Origin of the sequence: Streptomyces sp. NPDC057743 (genome assembly GCF_042798755.1) — a bacterium.
Taxonomy (GTDB): domain Bacteria; phylum Actinomycetota; class Actinomycetes; order Streptomycetales; family Streptomycetaceae; genus Streptomyces.
In genome coordinates this window covers 30,459-47,512 of record NZ_JBHVJX010000016.1, presented here as the reverse complement: position 1 = coordinate 47,512, position 17,054 = coordinate 30,459, and the positions used below count along the sequence as shown (strand labels likewise).

Genomic DNA, 17,054 nt, shown 5'->3' with positions numbered 1-17,054 from the left:
AGTGAGGTGTGAGGTACCGAGCACGGACGGTGCCACCCCGTGGCGGCCGCCTCGGGGAGTCGCGTCCATGCCAACGGAGCCGAGTATTCCCACCCGTCCCACTCGTGCACAAGACCGGGTTCCGGTCTCGGGTGCGGGAGTTCACGTTTTCACCACATCTTGTTCACACCGATATCCGCCCGCCGTACTCCTGAGTACGGACATCAGAGGGCGGATGGCGCGGTCGGCGGCCACCCGAAGTGTGAGGATCGCGGCTGTCCGGAAAAAGTCCCGCCGTTGGTGGCGTCAGCGCCCCAAGTGGGTTACTCGCTGCGCCATTTCGCCGTCCAGCCCTCGTTCTGCGCGGAGATGACCCGTTCGCACCGGCCGACGAAGGCATCGTTGGCGGCGGGGTCGGCCTCCTGGGCGCGGCGGGCCGTCAGGCGCTCCAGCTCCGCGGCGGTGCGGGAGAACTCCAGCTCCTGGTAGGCGTATCGGGCGGCCGCCGCGTGCGCGGTGACCGCGGCGCCGACGGTGGTGACCGTCGCGACCCAGGCGGTGGCCCAGTCCGCCCCGAAGACGACGGACACCGCGCCCAGCACCACCGCCAGGGCCGCCAACACCAGCTCCGCCCAACGGACTTGGGCGCCGCGCCGACTCATCAGCACGGCCCGGGGCCGGTAGTAGTCCTCGATCTGGCCGGCGACCCGCACCTGCGCGTAGGACTCGACGTCGGTGACGGCGGGCAGCGGGCGCCGCCGCGGGGCGAGGGCGAGGGTGCGGCCGGCCAGATCGCCGGTGTCCGCGAGGGCCCGCTCGGCGCGGTCCAGCAACACCTGGGGCGCGTCCCCGTCCCGATAGGGGCCGACCCGGGCGAGATAGGCGTAGAGCTCGCTCTTGAACTCCTCGCTGAGCGCACGCAACCGCGTCCAGTCGCGGACCCGTTGGGGGCCGGCCGCCCCGGCGGCCAGCGGCACCAGCCCCACCGCGACGGCCGCCAGCAGCGCCAGGCCCCTGCCCACCCCCGCGCTGACGGCCATCACCTGCGCGGCCGCGGTGCCGGCGCACGCCCCCGCCACACCCAGCACCAGGGCGACCGTCCTGGCCCGCCCGATCGCGCGCTTGGCCCGGTCGGCCGCCTGCGACCAGACGCTCTGGCGGTCCCATAACCACTGCACGGTCGATTCCCCTGAATCCCCCACGGGCGCATCCTCCCAGCGCCCTCGCGCGGGGAACAGGGCGCGCGGCTACGGCGGCGCGCACAACGGGCGACCGCCGTACCCGGGTGCGGCGGTCGTCCTCGGTGGCGGTGCGGGCTACGGCGAGCCGCTGCGGAGGTTCTCGGCCCGTGGCAGGTCTTCGAGGACCGGAAGGGCGTCCTCGACGGCGCCGTCCGGGACCGGCGGCGCGGGCGGGGCGGCGTCCGCCGGAGCCGTCCGCTCCGCCGTGGACGGCCGCTGCGCCGTGGACGGCCGCCGCGCACGCGCCCGTTCGGTCTCCGCCTGCGCCTGCGCGGTCTGTGCCTGGGCCTGGAGCCCGGAGCGCTCCAGGAACCGCAGCAGCTCCACGGGGAACGGCAGGACGAGGGTGGAGTTCTTCTCGGCGGCGACCGCCACCACGGTCTGGAGCAGCCGCAGTTGGAGCGCCGCGGGCTGACCGGACATCGCCGCGGCGGCCTCGGCCAGCTTCTTCGACGCCTGGAGCTCGGCGTCGGCGTTGATCACGCGGGCCCGGCGGTCCCGGGTGGCCTCCGCCTGGCGGGCCATCGAGCGCTTCATGGTCTCCGGCAGCGAGACGTCCTTGATCTCGACCCGGTCGACGCTCACGCCCCAGCCGATGGCCGGGCTGTCCATCATCAGCTCCAGGCCCTGGTTGAGCTTCTCGCGGCTGGACAGCAGGTCGTCCAGCTCGCTCTTGCCGATGATCGAGCGCAGCGAGGTCTGCGCCATCTGCGAGACCGCGAACCGGTAGTCCTCGACCCGGACCACCGCGTCGGCGGCGTCCACGACCTTGAAGTAGACCACCGCGTCGACCCGGACCGTGACGTTGTCCCGGGTGATGCCCTCCTGCGCGGGCACCGGCATCGTGACGATCTGCATGTTGACCTTACGCATCCGGTCCACGCCCGGGATGATCATGGTGAAGCCCGGGCCACGCACCGGGGCGGTCAGCCGCCCCAGCCGGAGCACCACGCCCCGCTCGTACTGCTTGACCACCCGCGCCGCGGCCATCACATAGACCACGCCCGCGGAGACCAGCCCCACGCCGGCCGCCACCAGTTCTCCGACCATCACGGCCCCCTGAACTGCGCCGATACGTCGCACTAAGGGTAGTTATAGACCTTTGGTCCCATGGTATGCCTCCGGCGGCTGACGCGTAGGCGGCTGACGCCGCAGGTCCCGTACGTCGTCGGCTCCCCCGCCGTGGTGGGGTTCCGCCTTCGGCGGAGGGGGGTGTGGGGCGGGGGCCCTGCTGGGTGGTGGTGCCGGGTTCGGTGCCTCCGGGGTGGGTGTTTCGGACTGCTTCGCTTTACGTCCGAAACACCCACCCCTCCGGCACCAAACCCTCCCGCATGTCGACGGACCCCCGCCCCGGTGGGAGGAGAGGTACAAGCAGCAACCAGGTACTGCCCCCTTCACCCCTCACCGGGCGGAGGCGCGCAACTCACGGGAGGGTGTGGGCCGGAGGGGGCGGGTTTCCGGACGTAAAGCGAAGCAGTCCGGAAACCCGCCCCCGGAGGGCCGCACCCGGCACCACCCACACACCGGGCGCCCCGCCCCACACACCCCTCCGCCGAAGGCGAAAGAACAGCAACCCCCACGGCGGGAAAGCCACCAACGTGGGAAGCCAACCAAGCGCAGCGCTTACGCGAACTTCTCGCTGATCGTCGTGAAGACGCGTTGCGCGACCGGGCCGAGGTAAGGCCCGGCCTGCCAGCCTTCCGTCGGGTTGCCGACCGACGTGTTGGAGACCAGCGTCAGCTTGCCGCCGCGGTTGACGAACCAGCCGCCGCCCGACGAACCGCCGGTCATGGAGCAGCCGATCCGGTCCATGGGCGGCGCGCCCTGGACGGCGGCGAGGCGTCCGGAGGGGCTGAGGCAGGACATCATCCGGGCGCCGTCGTAGGGCGCAGCGGCCGGGTAGCCGAACGCCTGGAGCTGGCCGATGCGACCGGCGGGCGGGGGGTTGAACCAGACCTGGGCGGCCGCGCCGACGGTCTCCTGGAGGGACCTGCCGCCGCCGTTCTCCGGGCGGACGTGCAGCACCGCGTAGTCGTAGGGGGCGCCGGAGCCGGCGTCGGTCTCGCTGCCGCGGTCGATCCACTCCCCGGAGGTGGTGATCCAGTCGGCCCAGAACTTGCCGTAGGGCGTGACCTGTTGGGCGGGGGTGCGGCCGATCTGGCTCATGGGGACGCCGTTGTCGTTGTACGACGGCACGAAGATGATGTTGCGCATCCAGCCGCCCTGCCGGCCGGAGTGCACGCAGTGGCCCGCGGTCCACACGAGGTTGGACTTCCCCGGGTGCGCCGGGTCCTCGACGATGGTGCCGGAGCAGACCATCGGGCCCTTGGGGCTGTCGAAGAAGATCTTGCCGACCGGGGCCATGTTGCGGTGGTAGGGGCGGGCCACCTCCTGGGCGGTGACCCGGGGCGGCGTGGGGTCGGTGGCGCCGTAACCGCCGCCCGCCGCGGTCGCGTTGACGTTGATGTCGGGCGCGGCCTTGGCCTGGGCGAGCCGGTCCGACTCCCAGTGGTTCTTGATGATCGGGTTGATGAAGTCCTGGGCGCGGTGTGCCCAGCGGCCCCAGTCCTTCCAGCCGCCGTCCTTCCACTTCTTGAGGTCGCCGAGGCTGGTGGGGGCGGTGTCGGGCAGGTGCGGGCCGGCGGCCTTCTTCTGGTCGGAGCCGGCCGAACCGCCGGACGCCGCCGCCGAGTTGGCGTCGGGTCCGCAGGCGGTGGCGGTGACGGCGAGGAGGGCGGCGGTCGCGGCGGCGGCGAGGGCGGCGCGGCGGCGGGAGCGGGTGCGCGGCGCCGTCTCCCCGGGCCGTGCGGTCGGATCGGGCGGTGTGGGCCGGGTGTGCGGCATGGTGAGGTCCCCCCTGGTGCGTACGTGCGGGCGGCGGGCCGGGGCGCCCGGTCCGCCGCGGTGTTGCTGTCATGCCCCTGTTGGGGCGCGCCCTACTATGCCGTTCCACCGCCTCGGGCGGGCCGGCAGGCCAGGGCGGTGACGGGATCCGGACAATCAGTGGTGTCCTGCCCCGTCCGGACCGAGACCACCCGATATCGACCGACCTATCCCAAGGACCCACCGTGACCGACCGCGTCATCGACCGTCCCCGCAGCCGCGGGTTCCTCTTCCTCGACTCCCACCCCGCCGGGTGCCGGCAGTTGGTGAGCGACATGTGGGAGGCCGTGGCCGCCCCGACCGTTTCGCCGCCGGCCGACGGCCCGGTGGCCCTCGTCATCGGCTCATCCGCCGGCTACGGCCTGGCCGCCACCCTGGCCGGGCTCAAGCGCGCCGGGATCCGCGGCATCGGCGTCTGCTTCGAGAAGCCGGCGACCGCGCGGCGCACCGCCACCGCCGGCTGGTACCGCACCGCCGCCACCGCCGAACTGGCCCGCGCGGCCGGCCGGGACTTCGTCTTCCTCAACGGCGACGCCTTCTCCGACGCGCTCAAGGACCAGGTCGCCGAGGTGCTGGTGGAGCGGTTCGGCGGGCGGCTGGACTACCTGATCTACTCGGTGGCCGCGCCGCGCCGGACCGACCCGGAGACCGGCACCACCTACGCGTCGGTGCTCCGGCCGATCGGCGCGGCCTCCCGCACCAGGACGCTGGCCTTCGACGACGCGGGCGCGCCCGAGGTCAAGGAGGTGGAGACGGCGCCGGCCGCCGAGGACGACATCGCGCAGACCGTGGCGGTGATGGGCGGCGCCGACTGGGAGCGGTGGATCGAGCACCTGGCCGACCGGGGGCTGCTTGCCGACGGGTTCGCCACCGCGGCGCTCTCCTACATCGGTTCGTCGCTGACCGAGGCGATCTACCGCAAGGGCACCATCGGTGCCGCCAAGGCCCACCTGGAGGCCACCGCCCGCACCCTGGACAAGCGGCTGTCGGAGCTGGTCGGCGGGCGCGCGGTGACCTCCGTCAACGGTGCCGCGGTGACCCAGTCGTCCACCGCTATCCCCGGCATCGCGCTCTACGTCGGGCTGCTGCGCGGGGTGCTCGGCGCGCAGATGGTGCCGCCGACCGCGCAGCTCAGCGACCTGTGGGACCAGCTCACCGGCGTCCGCCCGTTGGCGCTGGACGGGGAGGGCCGGATCCGGCTGGACACCTGGGAGTTGACCGACGAGGTGCAGGCCGCGGTCGGCGAGCGGTGGCGGGCGGCGACGACACGGAACATCGGGCAACTCGCCGACCTCGACTGGTTCCACGGCGAGGTGCACCGCCTCTACGGCTTCGCGGTGCCCGGCGTCGACTACGCGGCGCCGGTCGCCACCGAGGTGCCCTGGCCGGGGCAGCCGGCCTGAGGCGGGGGTGGCGGCCCGCGCCGTCAGTGCGGACGGGCCGCCACCCGGGGATCTCTGCGGCCCGTCCCGACCCCGTGCCGGTACTGCTCGATCTGCTCGCGGGTCGGGTACCACTTCTTGTCGCAACGGTGGCACCACCAGCGCCAGTTGTCCCAGTGGACCTCGGTGGTGGTGGTGTCCTTCCACAGGTGGTCGTCGCAGTCGATGGTCGGGCAGTGCGGCGGCGGCAGGGACATGGCGGGCCGGACCTTCCGTGGGCGGTCGGGGCAGCGGAACCCCGGGGGTGGCTGGGCGACTTCCAGCGTGGAGCGCCGCGGGGTGCGCGGTGGCAGGGGCCGCGGGCGCGCCATACGATCGGGTGACCGCCGGCATCGCCGGGTGACGCGGCCGTCCGACCCCTCGCCCCCGCCCCGCTTCCCGGCGAATGCGCAGGTCACCTTGGTCGCGCCGGCCCGGGCCCGGACCGGACATGCGATCACGGGTGATCAGCGATGCGATGGAGACATGGCCATGTGCAGGCGGGGCTCGGCGCGGCTGCACCGCCTCTTCGAATCGACCTGTGACCGCGCGCCGTGGGCGACGGCGCTGGAGTGCGGGCGGCACTCCCTGACCTACGCCGAGCTGGACGCCCGCGCCAACCGGCTCGCCCACCGCCTGCGCGCGCGGGGCATCGGCGCCGGTTCCCGGGTCGCGGTCCTGGTGCCGCGGTCGGTGGGGATGTACGCCGCGCTGCTGGCCGTGGGCAAGGCGGACGCGGCGTTCGTCCCGATCGACCCGGCGGCGCCCGCCGAGCGGGTCGCCTTCATCGCGTCGGACGCCGGGGTGGACGCGGTCCTGACCGTCCCGGAGCTGGCGCCGCAGCTGACCGGCGTGCCCGCGCCGGTGATCGAACTCGACGCGCTGGCCGGGGAACTGGCATCGGCGCCGGACACCCGGCCCATACCGATGCCGACACCGCCGACAGCACCGGCACCGTCCGCGGACCTGGACGACACCCCCGACGACCCGCTCGCCTACATCATGTACACCTCCGGCTCCAGCGGCCGGCCCAAGGGCGTGGCCATCGCGCACTCCAGCGTCTGCACCTTCCTCGCCGTCGTGCCGGCCGCCTACGGCGTGCGGCCGGACGACCGGGTCTACCAGGGCATGACCCTCTCCTTCGACTTCTCCATCGAGGAGATCTGGCCCACCTGGACGGTCGGCGCGACCCTGGTCGCGGGCCCGGCCGGCGCCGGCCCGGGCCGGCTCGGCGCCGAACTCGCCGACTCCCTGGAGGAGTTGGGCATCACGATCCTCTACTGCGTGCCGACGCTGCTGGCGACGATCCCCCGGGAGCTGCCGCGGATCCGCACCCTCGTGGTGGGCGGGGAGCCCTGCCCGGCCCAACTCGTGACGCGCTGGAGCCGGCCGGGGCGCCGGATCCTCAACACCTACGGGCCGACCGAGACCACCGTCACCGCCACCGTCGCGGAGCTGCGGCCGGGCCGCCCGGTCACCATCGGCCGACCGCTGCCCACCTACACCGTGGCGCTGCTCGACGACCGGCTGCGCCCCGTTCCGGACGGGGCGGTCGGCGAGATCTGCGTGGGCGGCCCCGGCGTCGCCCGCGGCTATGTAGGGCGCCCGGAACTGACCGCGGAGCGTTTCGTCGCGCACCCGTTGGCCCCCGCCGGCGGCCGGCTCTACCGCACCGGCGACCTGGGCCGGCGCACCCCGGACGGGGAGATCGAGTTCCTGGGGCGGGCCGACGACGAGGTGAAGATCCGCGGCTACCGGGTCGACCTCGGCGAGATCGACAACGTCCTGTTGGAGGAGCCCGCGGTGGCCGAGGCGGCGACCGCGCTGGTGACGCCGGAACGGCGGGACGGCCGGGGCGGGGACCGGGAGTTGTCCGCGTATGTCGTGCTGGCGCCGGGCCACACCGGCGATGCCGGGACGACGGACGGGGACGCCCTGGCGGCCCGGCTGCACCGGCGGCTGCGCAGCCGGCTCCCGGCCTACATGGTGCCGCCGTTCCTGGACGTCCTCCCCCGACTGCCGGCCCTGCCGAGCGGCAAGGTGGACCGCAGGGCGCTGCCCGCGCCGACCGGCCGGCGGCTGGGCGTGGTCGGCCACGTGGTGCCGCCGCGGGGCGACATGGAGGCCCGGGTGCGGGACGTGTGGGCCGAGGTGTTCGGCATGGGTCCGGACGCGCTCTCCACCGAGGCGGACTTCTTCGGGGACCTCGGCGGGCACTCGCTGCTCGCCGCCCAGGTCGTCTCGCTGCTGCGCACCCGCGGCATCGGGGGCGACACCGGCGTCGCGCTGCGCGATGTCTACGCCCACCCGACGGTGCGCGGCCTCGCGGCCCACCTGGACGCGTCGAGCGCCCCGAAGGCGGCCGCCGGGGCCGCGGACGGCGGCGACCGGGCCGACGACGACCGCGCGGGCGCCGCCAACGCCCCTTACGCCGCGGCCGGTTCACCGACCACCCGCCCCCGCCCGCTACGACACCGCGGCGCCCGGATCGCCGCCGCCGGCCTGGTCCAGGCCGCCGCGCTCTACCTCCTGCTCTTCCTCATGACCCTCCCCCTCGCGGTCGTCTTCAGCCGGCAGGGCGGGCAGTTCACCGGCCGCACCCCGATCCCGGTGCGGCCCGTACTGGCCACCCTGGTGGGCTACTTCGGGGTCCGCTGGCTGCTGCCGGTGGCCCTGGCCCGCCCGTTGGCGGCCGGCATCCGGCCGGGCCGCTACCCGTTGTGGGGCGGGACCTACCTGCGCCTGTGGGCGCTCGGCCTGCTGCTGAGCCTCGGCCCGCTGCCGGTGCTCAGCGGCTCCCCGCTGATGGGCCGTTACCTGCGGCTGCTGGGCGCCCGGATCGGGCCGCGGACGACGATCGCCACCGGCGTGGTGCCGCTGCCGTCCCTGGTCCGGATCGGCGCGGACGCCTCGGTCGGCTACGGCGTGACGCTGCGCGCCTGGCGGGTGGCCGACGGCTGGGTCATCGTCGCCCCGATCGACATCGGCCCGCGCGCCTACGTCGGGGCACACGCCGTGCTGGAGCCGGGCGCCCGGATGGCGGCGGGTTCCGGGCTCGGCGAGCAGTCGGTGCTCGGGCAGGGCGAGGTGGTGCCGCCCGGTGCCCGGTGGGCCGGCTCGCCGCCGTCCCCGGTGCCGGCGCTGGCCCCGGCCGTCGAGGAGCTGCTGCGGGCCGGCGGCACGACCGAACCCGGCCGGCCCCGGTACGTCGCCGCCGCGCTGTTGGGGACCGCCTTCCTGGAGGTCCTCCCGTTGGTCGTCGTGGCGCCGGGCGCCGCGCTGGTGTGGTGCTGCTGGCTGGTCTGGGGCAGCGGGCCCGCCCTGGCCGCCACCCTGGTCGTCGCCGCCCCGCTCTACGTGCTCGCCGTCTGCGCCGCGATCGCGCTGGCCAAGCGGGTGGTGCTGGCCCGCACCCCGGTCGGCAGCCACCCGGTCCGCTCGGCGCTCGGCGTCCGCAAGTGGTTCTCCGACAAGCTGCTGGAGTCCAGCCTCGCCCTCACCAACTCCCTCTACGCCACCCTCTACACGGTCCCCTGGCTGCGGCTGCTGGGCGCCCGGATCGGCCGCGGCGCCGAGGTCTCCACCGCCGCCCACCTCGACCCGGACCTGCTGGCGCTCGGCGAGGGCTCGTTCGTCGCGGACATGGCCGGGGTCGGCGGCGCCGCGTTCGCCGGCGGCCGGGTGGACTGCCGGCGCACCGAGGTCGGCCGCCGCGCGTTCGTCGGCAACGCCGCGTACCTGCCGGCCGGCACCCGGACCGGGCCGGGCTCGCTGATCGGCGTCGGCACCGTCCCGCCCGGCGCCGAAGTGCCGCCCGACACCTCCTGGTTGGGCTCGCCCGCCATCCACCTCCCGCGGCGCCAGAGCAGCGGCAGCTACCCGGAGGAGCTGACCTTCCGGCCCACCCGCCGGGCGGTCCGCCACCGCCTGGCCATCGAGTACCTCCGCGCCACCGCGCCGGCGGCCCTCATCGGCGCCGCCACCTTCCTCTTCCTCCTCGCCCTCTCCGGCCTCGCCCACGCCCCGCACCCGACCGCCCCGTTGCTCCTGGCCCCGCTTCTCCTCATGTCCGCCGGCCTGGCCGTCATCGTCGCCTGCGCAGCGCTCAAGTTCCTTGTCGTCGGCCGCTACCGGCCCCGCGTCGAGCCGCTGTGGAGCTGGTTCGTCCGCCGCACCGAGTTCGTCACCGGTCTCTACGAGGCGGCCGCCGTCCCCGCCGGCCTCGCCGCCCTCACCGGCACCCCGTTCCTGCCGCCCGCCCTCCGCCTCTTCGGCGCCCGGATCGGCCGCCGGACGTGGCTGGGCACCACCTTCCTCACCGAGTTCGACCTGGTCGACGTCGGCGACGACGCGGCGGTCGGCCCGGGCGTGAGCCTCCAGACGCACCTGTTCGAGGACCGGGTCATGAAGATGTCAAAGGTGACCGTTCGGGCGGGCGCCACCGTGGGGAGCCGTGCGATCGTGCTCTACGACGGCGTGGTGGGAGAGGGCGTCTGGCTCGACGCCCTCTCCCTGGTCATGAAGGGCGAGTACCTCACCCCCGGCACGGCCTGGCGCGGCGTCCCCGCCCAGGGCCTGGCCCTCCGCACCACCGACCATCCCACCCCCACTCCCGCACGGTGAACGCCATGACCCCTCCCACCCGCTTCCTCGACTCCCTGCGCCGCACCCTCGCCACCCCGAAGACGCCCCCGCTGCCCGCCCCCGGCGACCGCCCCCTGGCGCTGGTCTACCGCGGCCCGGCCGCCCGCCCCGCCGGCTGCTCCGAGGCGGTCGCCGAGCTGCTGGCCGCCGGCCCCTGGAACCTCGACGTCCGCTACACCGGCCCGCACGAGGACATCCCGCTCTCCGCCACGTCCCTGGCCCACGCCCACCTCTACGCCCAGCCCGGCGGCGGCTCCTTGGCCCCCGCCTACCGCCGCATGCACAAGCACGCCGACCAGATCCGCGACTACGTCCACGGCGGCGGCCGCTACCTGGGCTTCTGCCTCGGCGGCTACCTCGCCGGCGACGACCCGGGCTTCGACCTGCTCCCCGGCAACACCGACCAGTACATCGTCACGCCCGGCGCCACCGTCACCCACGACCGCGACACCGTCGTCGAGACCCGATGGCGCGGCCAACCCCGCACCGTCTTCTTCCAGGACGGCCCGCACTTCCTCCTCGACCCGGGCGCCGACGCCACCGTCCTGGCCACCTACCCCAACGGCACCATCGCCGCCGTCGTCGCCCCCTGCGGCACCGGCCGCATCGCCGTGGTCGGCCCCCACCCCGAGGCCACCGACGACTGGTTCCTCGACGAGAGCCTCCCGGTCCACCACACCCACGACCTCGCCGTCGACCTGGTCAACGAACTGCTGGCGGACTGAGGCCGGGACGTCACCGGGCGGCCACCACACGCATCGGGCGGGTCCGTTGATCAACGGACCCGCCCGATGCGGTTCACGACGTCACGTGCGCGACGTCCGGTGCTGCCGTCGTCGCGGCGGCAGTGTGGTGGCTACTTCTTCTTCGGCAGCCACTGCTTCCAGACGTCCGGGTGTTCCTGGACCCACTGCTTGCCCGCTTCGTCGGCGGACAGGCCCTTGGAGGCGATGAGTTCGGAGACCTCGTTCTGGTCCTTCTTGTCCCAGCGGAAGTTCTTCAGGAACTGCGCCGCGGTGCTGTTGCCCTTGGCGAAGTCGGTGTTGAAGTACTTCTGGAGGGGGGTGGTGGGGTACGCGCAGTCGATGGAGTTCGGGTCCTTGGTGCCCTTGGCCGCGCAGGCGTCGGTGTACTTCGGGAGCTTGACCTCCACCATCGGCACCTGGTTGAAGAGCCACTGCGGCTCGTACCAGTAGGTGAGGAACGGCTTCTTCTGCTTGGCGAACTGCTGGATCTGGGTGATCTGCGCGGCCTCGGAGCCCGCGAAGACGATCTGGTAGTTCAGCTTGAGGTTCTTCACCAGGGCCTTGTCGTTGGTGACGTAGGACGGCGAACCGTCCATCAGCTGGCCCTTGTTGCCGCTCTCCGAGGTGCGGAGTTGGTCGGCGTACTTGTTGAGGTTCTTCCAGTTGGTGACGTCGGGGTGGGCGTCGGCCCAGTACTTGGGCACCCACCAACCGATGTGGCCGGTGACGCCGTTGGGGCCGCCCGCCGTGATCGTCTTCTTGTCCTGGACGTAGCGCTTCTCCTGGTCGGGGTGGCCCCAGTCCTCCAGGATGGCGTCGACCCGGCCCTGGCTGAGCGCGTCCCAGGCGGGGATCTCGTCCACCTGGACGGTGTCGACGTGGTAGCCCAGCTCGTGTTCGAGCAGGTACTTCGCCACCGCCACGTTGGCCTGGGCGCCGACCCAGGTCTGGACGGAGAGGGTGACCGACTTGGACCCCGCGGCGGCCGCGAACGGCGACCCCTGCTTGGTCATGTCGGCCTTGCCGCAGGAGGACAGGGACGCGACGAGCGCGCCGGTCGCGGCCGTGGCGGCGAGCGCCCTGACCAGGGTCCGGGTGCGCTTCGAGGTGCGGGACATGGTCAGGCTCCCTTCCCGGTCGTGCGCCGTTCCGTGGGCTGGGTGACCCGGTCCAGCATCAGGCCCAGGCAGACGATGGCGATGCCCGAGACCAGGCCGGTGGCGAGGTCACCGCGGGCCAGGCCGGCGACCACCGAGTAGCCGAGCGCACCGCTGCCGACCAGGCCGCCGATGATGACGACGGCGAGGACCAGGACCACGCCCTGGTTGACGGCCAGCAGCAACGCGGGCCGGGCCAGCGGCAGTTGGACCTGGCGGAGGGTCTGCCAACGGGTGGCGCCCAGCGAACTGGCGGACTCCATCGCGCCGGGGTTCACCTGGCGCAGCCCCTGGGTGGTGATCCGGATGACCGCCGGCAGGGCGTAGACCACGGCCGCGGCGACGGCCGGGGCGCGGCCCACCGCGAACAGCGCGACGACCGGGATCAGGTAGACGAACTGCGGCATGGTCTGCATGACGTCCAGGATCGGCCGCAGGAACGCCTCGAAGCGCTTGCTGCCGGAGGCCAGGACGCCGATGCCGACGCCCAGGACCAGGGTCACCACCAGGGCGGCGATGACCTGGGAGAGGGTGTCCATGGACGGGCCCCACACGCCCAGCGCGCCGATGACGGCCATGGCCAGGACGGCGGTCAGCGCGGTGCGCCAGGTGCCGATGAGCCAGGCCAGCGCGGCGACGATGAGCAGCACGCCGTACCAGGGCAGGGCGGTCAGGCCGTCGCGCAGCGGGTTGAGCACCCAGTTGGTGAAGTGCGCGGCCCAGTCGGCGGTGCCGCCGACGACCGGGACGCCGGAGTAGAGGTGGCCCACCATCCACTCCTTGGCGTCGTTGACCGGGCGGGCGATGGCGAACGTCGCGCCGGAGGGCCAGATCGTGGAACCGGCCAGCCGGCCGACGAGCGCGAACGCCGCGGTGAGCACGGCGATCCCGACCCAGGCGGGCCAGCCGGTCAGCAGCCGGTGACGGCCGGCGGACGGGTTCGCGCCCAGCTTCTCGCCCGCCGCGGCGGTGGTGCGGTCCATGACGATGGCCAGCAGCACGATCGGGATGGCGGCGGCGAGCGCGGTGCCGACGTCGACCGAGGCGAGTGCCTGGTAGACGCGGTCACCGAGGCCGGCGGCGCCGATCATCGAGGCGATCACGGCCATGGACAGCGCCATCATGATCGTCTGGTTGAGGCCGAGCAGAAGCTCCTTGCGGGCCAGCGGCAGCCGGGCGGTCAACAGGCGCTGGCGCCCGGTGGCGCCGAGCGAGGAGACCGCCTCCAGCACGCCGGCGTCGGCGCCGCGCAGGCCGAGCGCGGTGAGCCGGGCCATCGGCGGCGCCGCGTAGATCACGGTGGCCAGCAGCGCGGCCGGCACGCCGATGCCGAAGATCATGACGACCGGCAGCAGGTACGCGAAGGCCGGCAGCACCTGCATGGTGTCCAGGACCGGACGCAGGACCTTGAACAGCCGCGGCGAGAGGCCGGCGGCCAGGCCGAGCAGGGCGCCGACCACGACCGAGGCGAGCACCGCCACGATCATCAGGGCCAGCGTCTGCATGGTGGGGACCCACATCCCCAGCGCCCCGCTGACCAGGAAGGACACCAGGGCGACGGCGGCGATCCGCAGGCCGGCGACGCGCCAGGCCAGCAGCGTCACGCCGGCCGTCACACCGGTCCAACCGAGGGCCAGCAGCACCAGATAGACGGCGCGGACGGAGAGCACCACGGCGTTGCTGAGGTGACCGAGGACGTAGACGAACAGCCAGTTGCTGTCGCGGTTGTCGATGATCCAGTTGCTGGCGTGGTCGAGCGGCCCGGAGACGTCGACGGTCAGCGCGCTGGGCCAGCCGGCGCCCGGCCACTTGGCCTCGATGAGGGGGATCAACACCGCCGCGGCGACGGCGAGCAGCAGGAGCTTGGCGAGGCCACGGCGGCGCAACAGGCCCTGGAGGAGCCCGGGTTTGCCGACGGCGCCCAGGCCGCCGGCGGTGGGGGGTGCGGCGGTGCTCATGCCCGACCCCGCTTCACCGTGCCGGCCGGCACGTTCATCGCGGCGGCGCGCTGGGCGTGGCGCCACTGGCGGAGCAGGACGGCGCGCAGCCGGGCCCGGGGGCCGGCCGCGGGCGCGCGGGGTATGACGGCGCGGACGGCACCGCGGTAGGGAGCGGCGGCGTACATCAGGCGGCCACCTCCCCCGGCTCGTCGTACGGCGCCGAGTTCCGGGCCACCACGTTCAGCAGGCAGGTGCTGTCGACGATGCCCAGGCAGCGGCCGTTGTCGACGATCCGGACGGGGCCGCCGGTGCGGGCGACCGCCTCGATGGCGTCGCAGATCAGCGTGTCGGGGGTGAGCGCGGGGCCCTCCGCGGCCTCGCCGGCCTCGGCGGGGCGCATCGCGCGGCGCACGGTCAGCACCTGCTCGCGCGGCACGTCCCGGACGAAGTCGCGGACGTAGTCGTCGGCCGGCGAGCCGACGATCTCCTCGGGGGTGCCGAGCTGGACGATCTCGCCGTCCCGCATCAGGGCGATCCGGTCGCCGATCCGCAGCGCCTCGGAGAGGTCGTGGGTGATGAAGACCATCGTCCGCCCCTCCTCGACGTGCAGGCGGACGACCTCCTCCTGCATGTCGCGCCGGATGAGCGGGTCCAGGGCGCTGAACGGCTCGTCGAACAGCAGGACTTCGGGGTCCACGGCGAGCGCGCGGGCCAGCCCGACGCGCTGCTGCTGACCGCCGGAGAGCTGCCCGGGACGGCGCTTCTCCAGGCCGGCCAGGCCGACCTTCTGCACCATCTCGGCGGCCCGCTCGCGGCGTTCGGCCTTGCCCATGCCCTGGATCTCCAGGCCGTAGGCGACGTTGTCCAACACCGTGCGGTGCGGCAGCAGTCCGAAGTGCTGGAAGACCATGGCGGCCCGGCGGCGGCGCAGTTCGCGCAGCGCGGTGCGGTCCATGGCGCGGACGTCCTCGCCGTCCATCTCCAGGGTGCCGCTGGTCGGCTCGATCAGCCGGGTCAGGCAGCGCACGAGGGTGGACTTGCCGGAGCCGGAGAGCCCCATGACCACGAACGCCTCGCCCTTGCGGACGTCGAAGGAGACATCGCGGACGGCGGCGGTGCAGCCGGTCTGCTCGCGCAGCTCCTGGGCGCTGAGCCCGGTCAGCGAGGCGTCCTCGGGAATCCGCTCGGCCTTGGGACCGAAGACCTTCCACAGGTTGCGGACGGAGAACACCGAGGGCTGCTCGTCGGCGGCCGAACCGGCGTCCCCGGCACGGAGATCGGGGACCGCAGTGGCCTCGACACCGTTCTCGGCGTTCTTCTCGACGTTCTTCTCGACGTTCTTCTCGACGTTCTTCTCGACGGCCTGGTCAGCGACCTTCTCGGCGGCCTTGTCGGCGGCCTTGTCGGCGTTCTTCTCGCCGTTCTTCTCGGCGGTGGTATCGGCGGGCGCGCTGGCCATCACGCCTCACCCCCCTGAGCCGGGGCCTCGCGGAGCAGTTCGGCGCACTTCTCCCCCACCATCAGCACGCCCAGCATCGGGTTCACCGCGGGCATGGTCGGGAAGACGGAGGCGTCGGCGATCCGGATGCCGGACAGGCCGCGGATCTTCAACTCCGGGTCGACGACCGCGAGCGCGTCGTCCTTGGCGCCCATCTTGCAGGTGCCGGCGGGGTGGTAGACGGTGTGCGCGGCCTTGCGGACCAGCTCGCTGATCTCGGCGTCGTCGGTGACCTCGGGGCCGGGGAAGACCTCGCGCTTGAGCCACTTCTTGAACGGCTCGGCCTGCGCGATCTTACGGGCCAGCTTGATGCCGTCGACCAGGGTCTGACCGTCGTAGTCGCCCTCGTCCTCGAAGTACTTGAAGTCCAGCGCGGGCTTGACCTCGGGGTCGGCGGAGGTCAGGTAAAGCCGGCCGCGGGCGCGGGACTTGGGGATGTTGGGGGTCATCGAGACGCCGTGCTCGGGGCGCTCGTAGCCCAGCCGCTCCGGGTTGTCCGTGAACGGGATTTGGTAGAAGTGGAACATCAGGTCCGGGCCCTTGTGGTCCGGGTCCCGCTTGACGAACAGACCGGCGTCCGAGTCCATCGCGGAGTTGCCGGGGATCGGCCCGTTGGTCTCCCAGACGATGACCGACTCGGGGTGGTCGATCAGGTTCTCACCGACGCCCGGCAGGTCGAGCACGCACTCCATGCCCAGCGCCTCCAGGTCCTTCCGCGGCCCGATGCCGGAGTGCATCAGCAGCCGCGGGGTGTCCACCGCACCGGCGCACACCAGCACCTCGCGGGCGGCCTCGACGTAGACCTCCTCGCCGTCCTTGGTGCGGACGTGGACGCCCTTGGCGCGGGTGCCGTCGAGCTCCAGCTTCGTCGCCCAGGTCTCCAGCATCAGCGTGAGGTTGGGGCGGTCGCCGGCCTCCATGTGCGGGTGGAGGTAGGCGACGGAGGCGGAGGACCGCTTGTTGTTCTCCGGGTGGTACGAGAGGTCGAAGAAGCCGACGCCCTCGTCGAAGGGCTGGTCGTTGAAGCCGACGACCTCGGGGACGCCCAGGGCGTTCTTGGTGGCCTCGATCCAGTCGGTGGCGATCTGGTTCTGGTCCTTCTTGGCCACCCGCACGATGTTGTTGCGCAGCTTGCCGAAGTAGGGGTCCATGGCCTCGGCGCCCCAGCCGGTGGCGCCGGCCGCCTCCCACTCGTCCCAGTCGGACGGCAGCGGCTTGAAGGAGATCAGGGTGTTGTGCGACGAGCAGCCGCCGAGGACCTTGGCGCGGCTGTGCAGGATGTGCGAGTTGCCGCGGGGCTGCTCGGTGGTCGTGTACTCGTAGTCCAGGTCACCGCCGAGCAGGCCGAGCCACTTGCGCAGCGTCAGCACGTCCTCGCGGTCGATGTCGGAGGGGCCGCCCTCGATCACCGCGACGGTGGTGTTCGGGTCCTCGACGAGTCGGGAGGCGATGACGGAACCGGCGGTTCCACCGCCGACGACGACGTAGTCGTACACGGGCATGGGGAGGTGCTCCTTACTGCGAAGTGCGCGCGGGGCCCGGGGT

Annotated in this window: 12 protein-coding genes; 3 read left to right on the top strand and 9 right to left on the bottom strand. The window is 73.3% G+C overall.

Annotated features, from left to right (window positions below; genetic code table 11):
- Window positions 1-302: 302 nt before the first annotated feature.
- The 3 genes from ACFVFQ_RS19760 to ACFVFQ_RS19750 all read right to left on the bottom strand — a co-directional run bounded on the left by ACFVFQ_RS19760 (window position 303) and on the right by ACFVFQ_RS19750 (window position 4,064).
- Window positions 303-1,157 carry a DUF4231 domain-containing protein gene (locus tag ACFVFQ_RS19760; protein WP_383417541.1) on the bottom strand — a complete coding sequence of 285 codons (855 nt, stop codon included), beginning with the start codon at window positions 1,155-1,157 and terminating at the stop codon, window positions 303-305.
- A 138-nt stretch (window positions 1,158-1,295) separates the two neighbouring features.
- Complete coding sequence (locus tag ACFVFQ_RS19755; RefSeq protein ID WP_383417539.1) at window positions 1,296-2,270, bottom strand: slipin family protein; 975 nt, start codon at window positions 2,268-2,270, stop codon at window positions 1,296-1,298.
- A gap of 573 nt (window positions 2,271-2,843) precedes the next feature.
- Complete coding sequence (locus tag ACFVFQ_RS19750) at window positions 2,844-4,064, bottom strand: trypsin-like serine peptidase (protein WP_383417536.1); 1,221 nt, start codon at window positions 4,062-4,064, stop codon at window positions 2,844-2,846.
- 224 nt (window positions 4,065-4,288) lie between these two features.
- On the opposite strand from ACFVFQ_RS19750, the gene fabV reads away from it, so the two are divergent.
- Entirely contained in the window at window positions 4,289-5,506 is a 1,218-nt protein-coding gene (gene fabV, locus ACFVFQ_RS19745; protein WP_383417533.1) for an enoyl-[acyl-carrier-protein] reductase FabV, read from the top strand.
- A gap of 23 nt (window positions 5,507-5,529) precedes the next feature.
- Here fabV and ACFVFQ_RS19740 read toward each other — a convergent pair whose 3' ends face one another.
- Window positions 5,530-5,742 (bottom strand): hypothetical protein, encoded by a 213-nt coding sequence (locus ACFVFQ_RS19740; RefSeq protein WP_383417529.1) that lies wholly within the window; start codon window positions 5,740-5,742, stop codon window positions 5,530-5,532.
- A gap of 268 nt (window positions 5,743-6,010) precedes the next feature.
- On the opposite strand from ACFVFQ_RS19740, the gene ACFVFQ_RS19735 reads away from it, so the two are divergent.
- Together ACFVFQ_RS19735 and ACFVFQ_RS19730 are read left to right on the top strand one after the other, a co-directional pair.
- Entirely contained in the window at window positions 6,011-10,147 is a 4,137-nt protein-coding gene (locus tag ACFVFQ_RS19735; protein ID WP_383417526.1) for a Pls/PosA family non-ribosomal peptide synthetase, read from the top strand.
- Between the two features lie 5 nt (window positions 10,148-10,152).
- Complete coding sequence (locus tag ACFVFQ_RS19730) at window positions 10,153-10,893, top strand: BPL-N domain-containing protein (RefSeq protein ID WP_383417523.1); 741 nt, start codon at window positions 10,153-10,155, stop codon at window positions 10,891-10,893.
- A gap of 131 nt (window positions 10,894-11,024) precedes the next feature.
- On the opposite strand, the gene ACFVFQ_RS19725 is transcribed toward ACFVFQ_RS19730, so the two are convergent.
- The 5 genes from ACFVFQ_RS19725 to ACFVFQ_RS19705 are packed head-to-tail and all read right to left on the bottom strand — an operon-like array spanning window position 11,025 to window position 17,011.
- Window positions 11,025-12,032 (bottom strand): ABC transporter substrate-binding protein, encoded by a 1,008-nt coding sequence (locus ACFVFQ_RS19725; protein ID WP_383417520.1) that lies wholly within the window; start codon window positions 12,030-12,032, stop codon window positions 11,025-11,027.
- 2 nt (window positions 12,033-12,034) lie between these two features.
- A complete protein-coding gene (locus ACFVFQ_RS19720; RefSeq protein ID WP_383417517.1) occupies window positions 12,035-14,029 on the bottom strand; it encodes an ABC transporter permease in 1,995 nt (664 codons plus the stop codon).
- Window positions 14,026-14,196 (bottom strand): hypothetical protein, encoded by a 171-nt coding sequence (locus tag ACFVFQ_RS19715; protein ID WP_383417514.1) that lies wholly within the window; start codon window positions 14,194-14,196, stop codon window positions 14,026-14,028. The genes ACFVFQ_RS19720 and ACFVFQ_RS19715 overlap by 4 nt, the downstream gene beginning before the upstream one ends.
- Window positions 14,196-15,470: a betaine/proline/choline family ABC transporter ATP-binding protein gene (locus ACFVFQ_RS19710; protein WP_383417511.1), complete on the bottom strand. Its 1,275-nt coding sequence runs from the start codon at window positions 15,468-15,470 to the stop codon at window positions 14,196-14,198. The genes ACFVFQ_RS19715 and ACFVFQ_RS19710 overlap by 1 nt, the downstream gene beginning before the upstream one ends.
- Window positions 15,470-17,011, bottom strand: a complete 1,542-nt coding sequence (locus ACFVFQ_RS19705; RefSeq protein ID WP_383417508.1) for a GMC family oxidoreductase — start codon at window positions 17,009-17,011, stop codon at window positions 15,470-15,472. The genes ACFVFQ_RS19710 and ACFVFQ_RS19705 overlap by 1 nt, the downstream gene beginning before the upstream one ends.
- Between the last annotated feature and the right edge of the window lie 43 nt (window positions 17,012-17,054).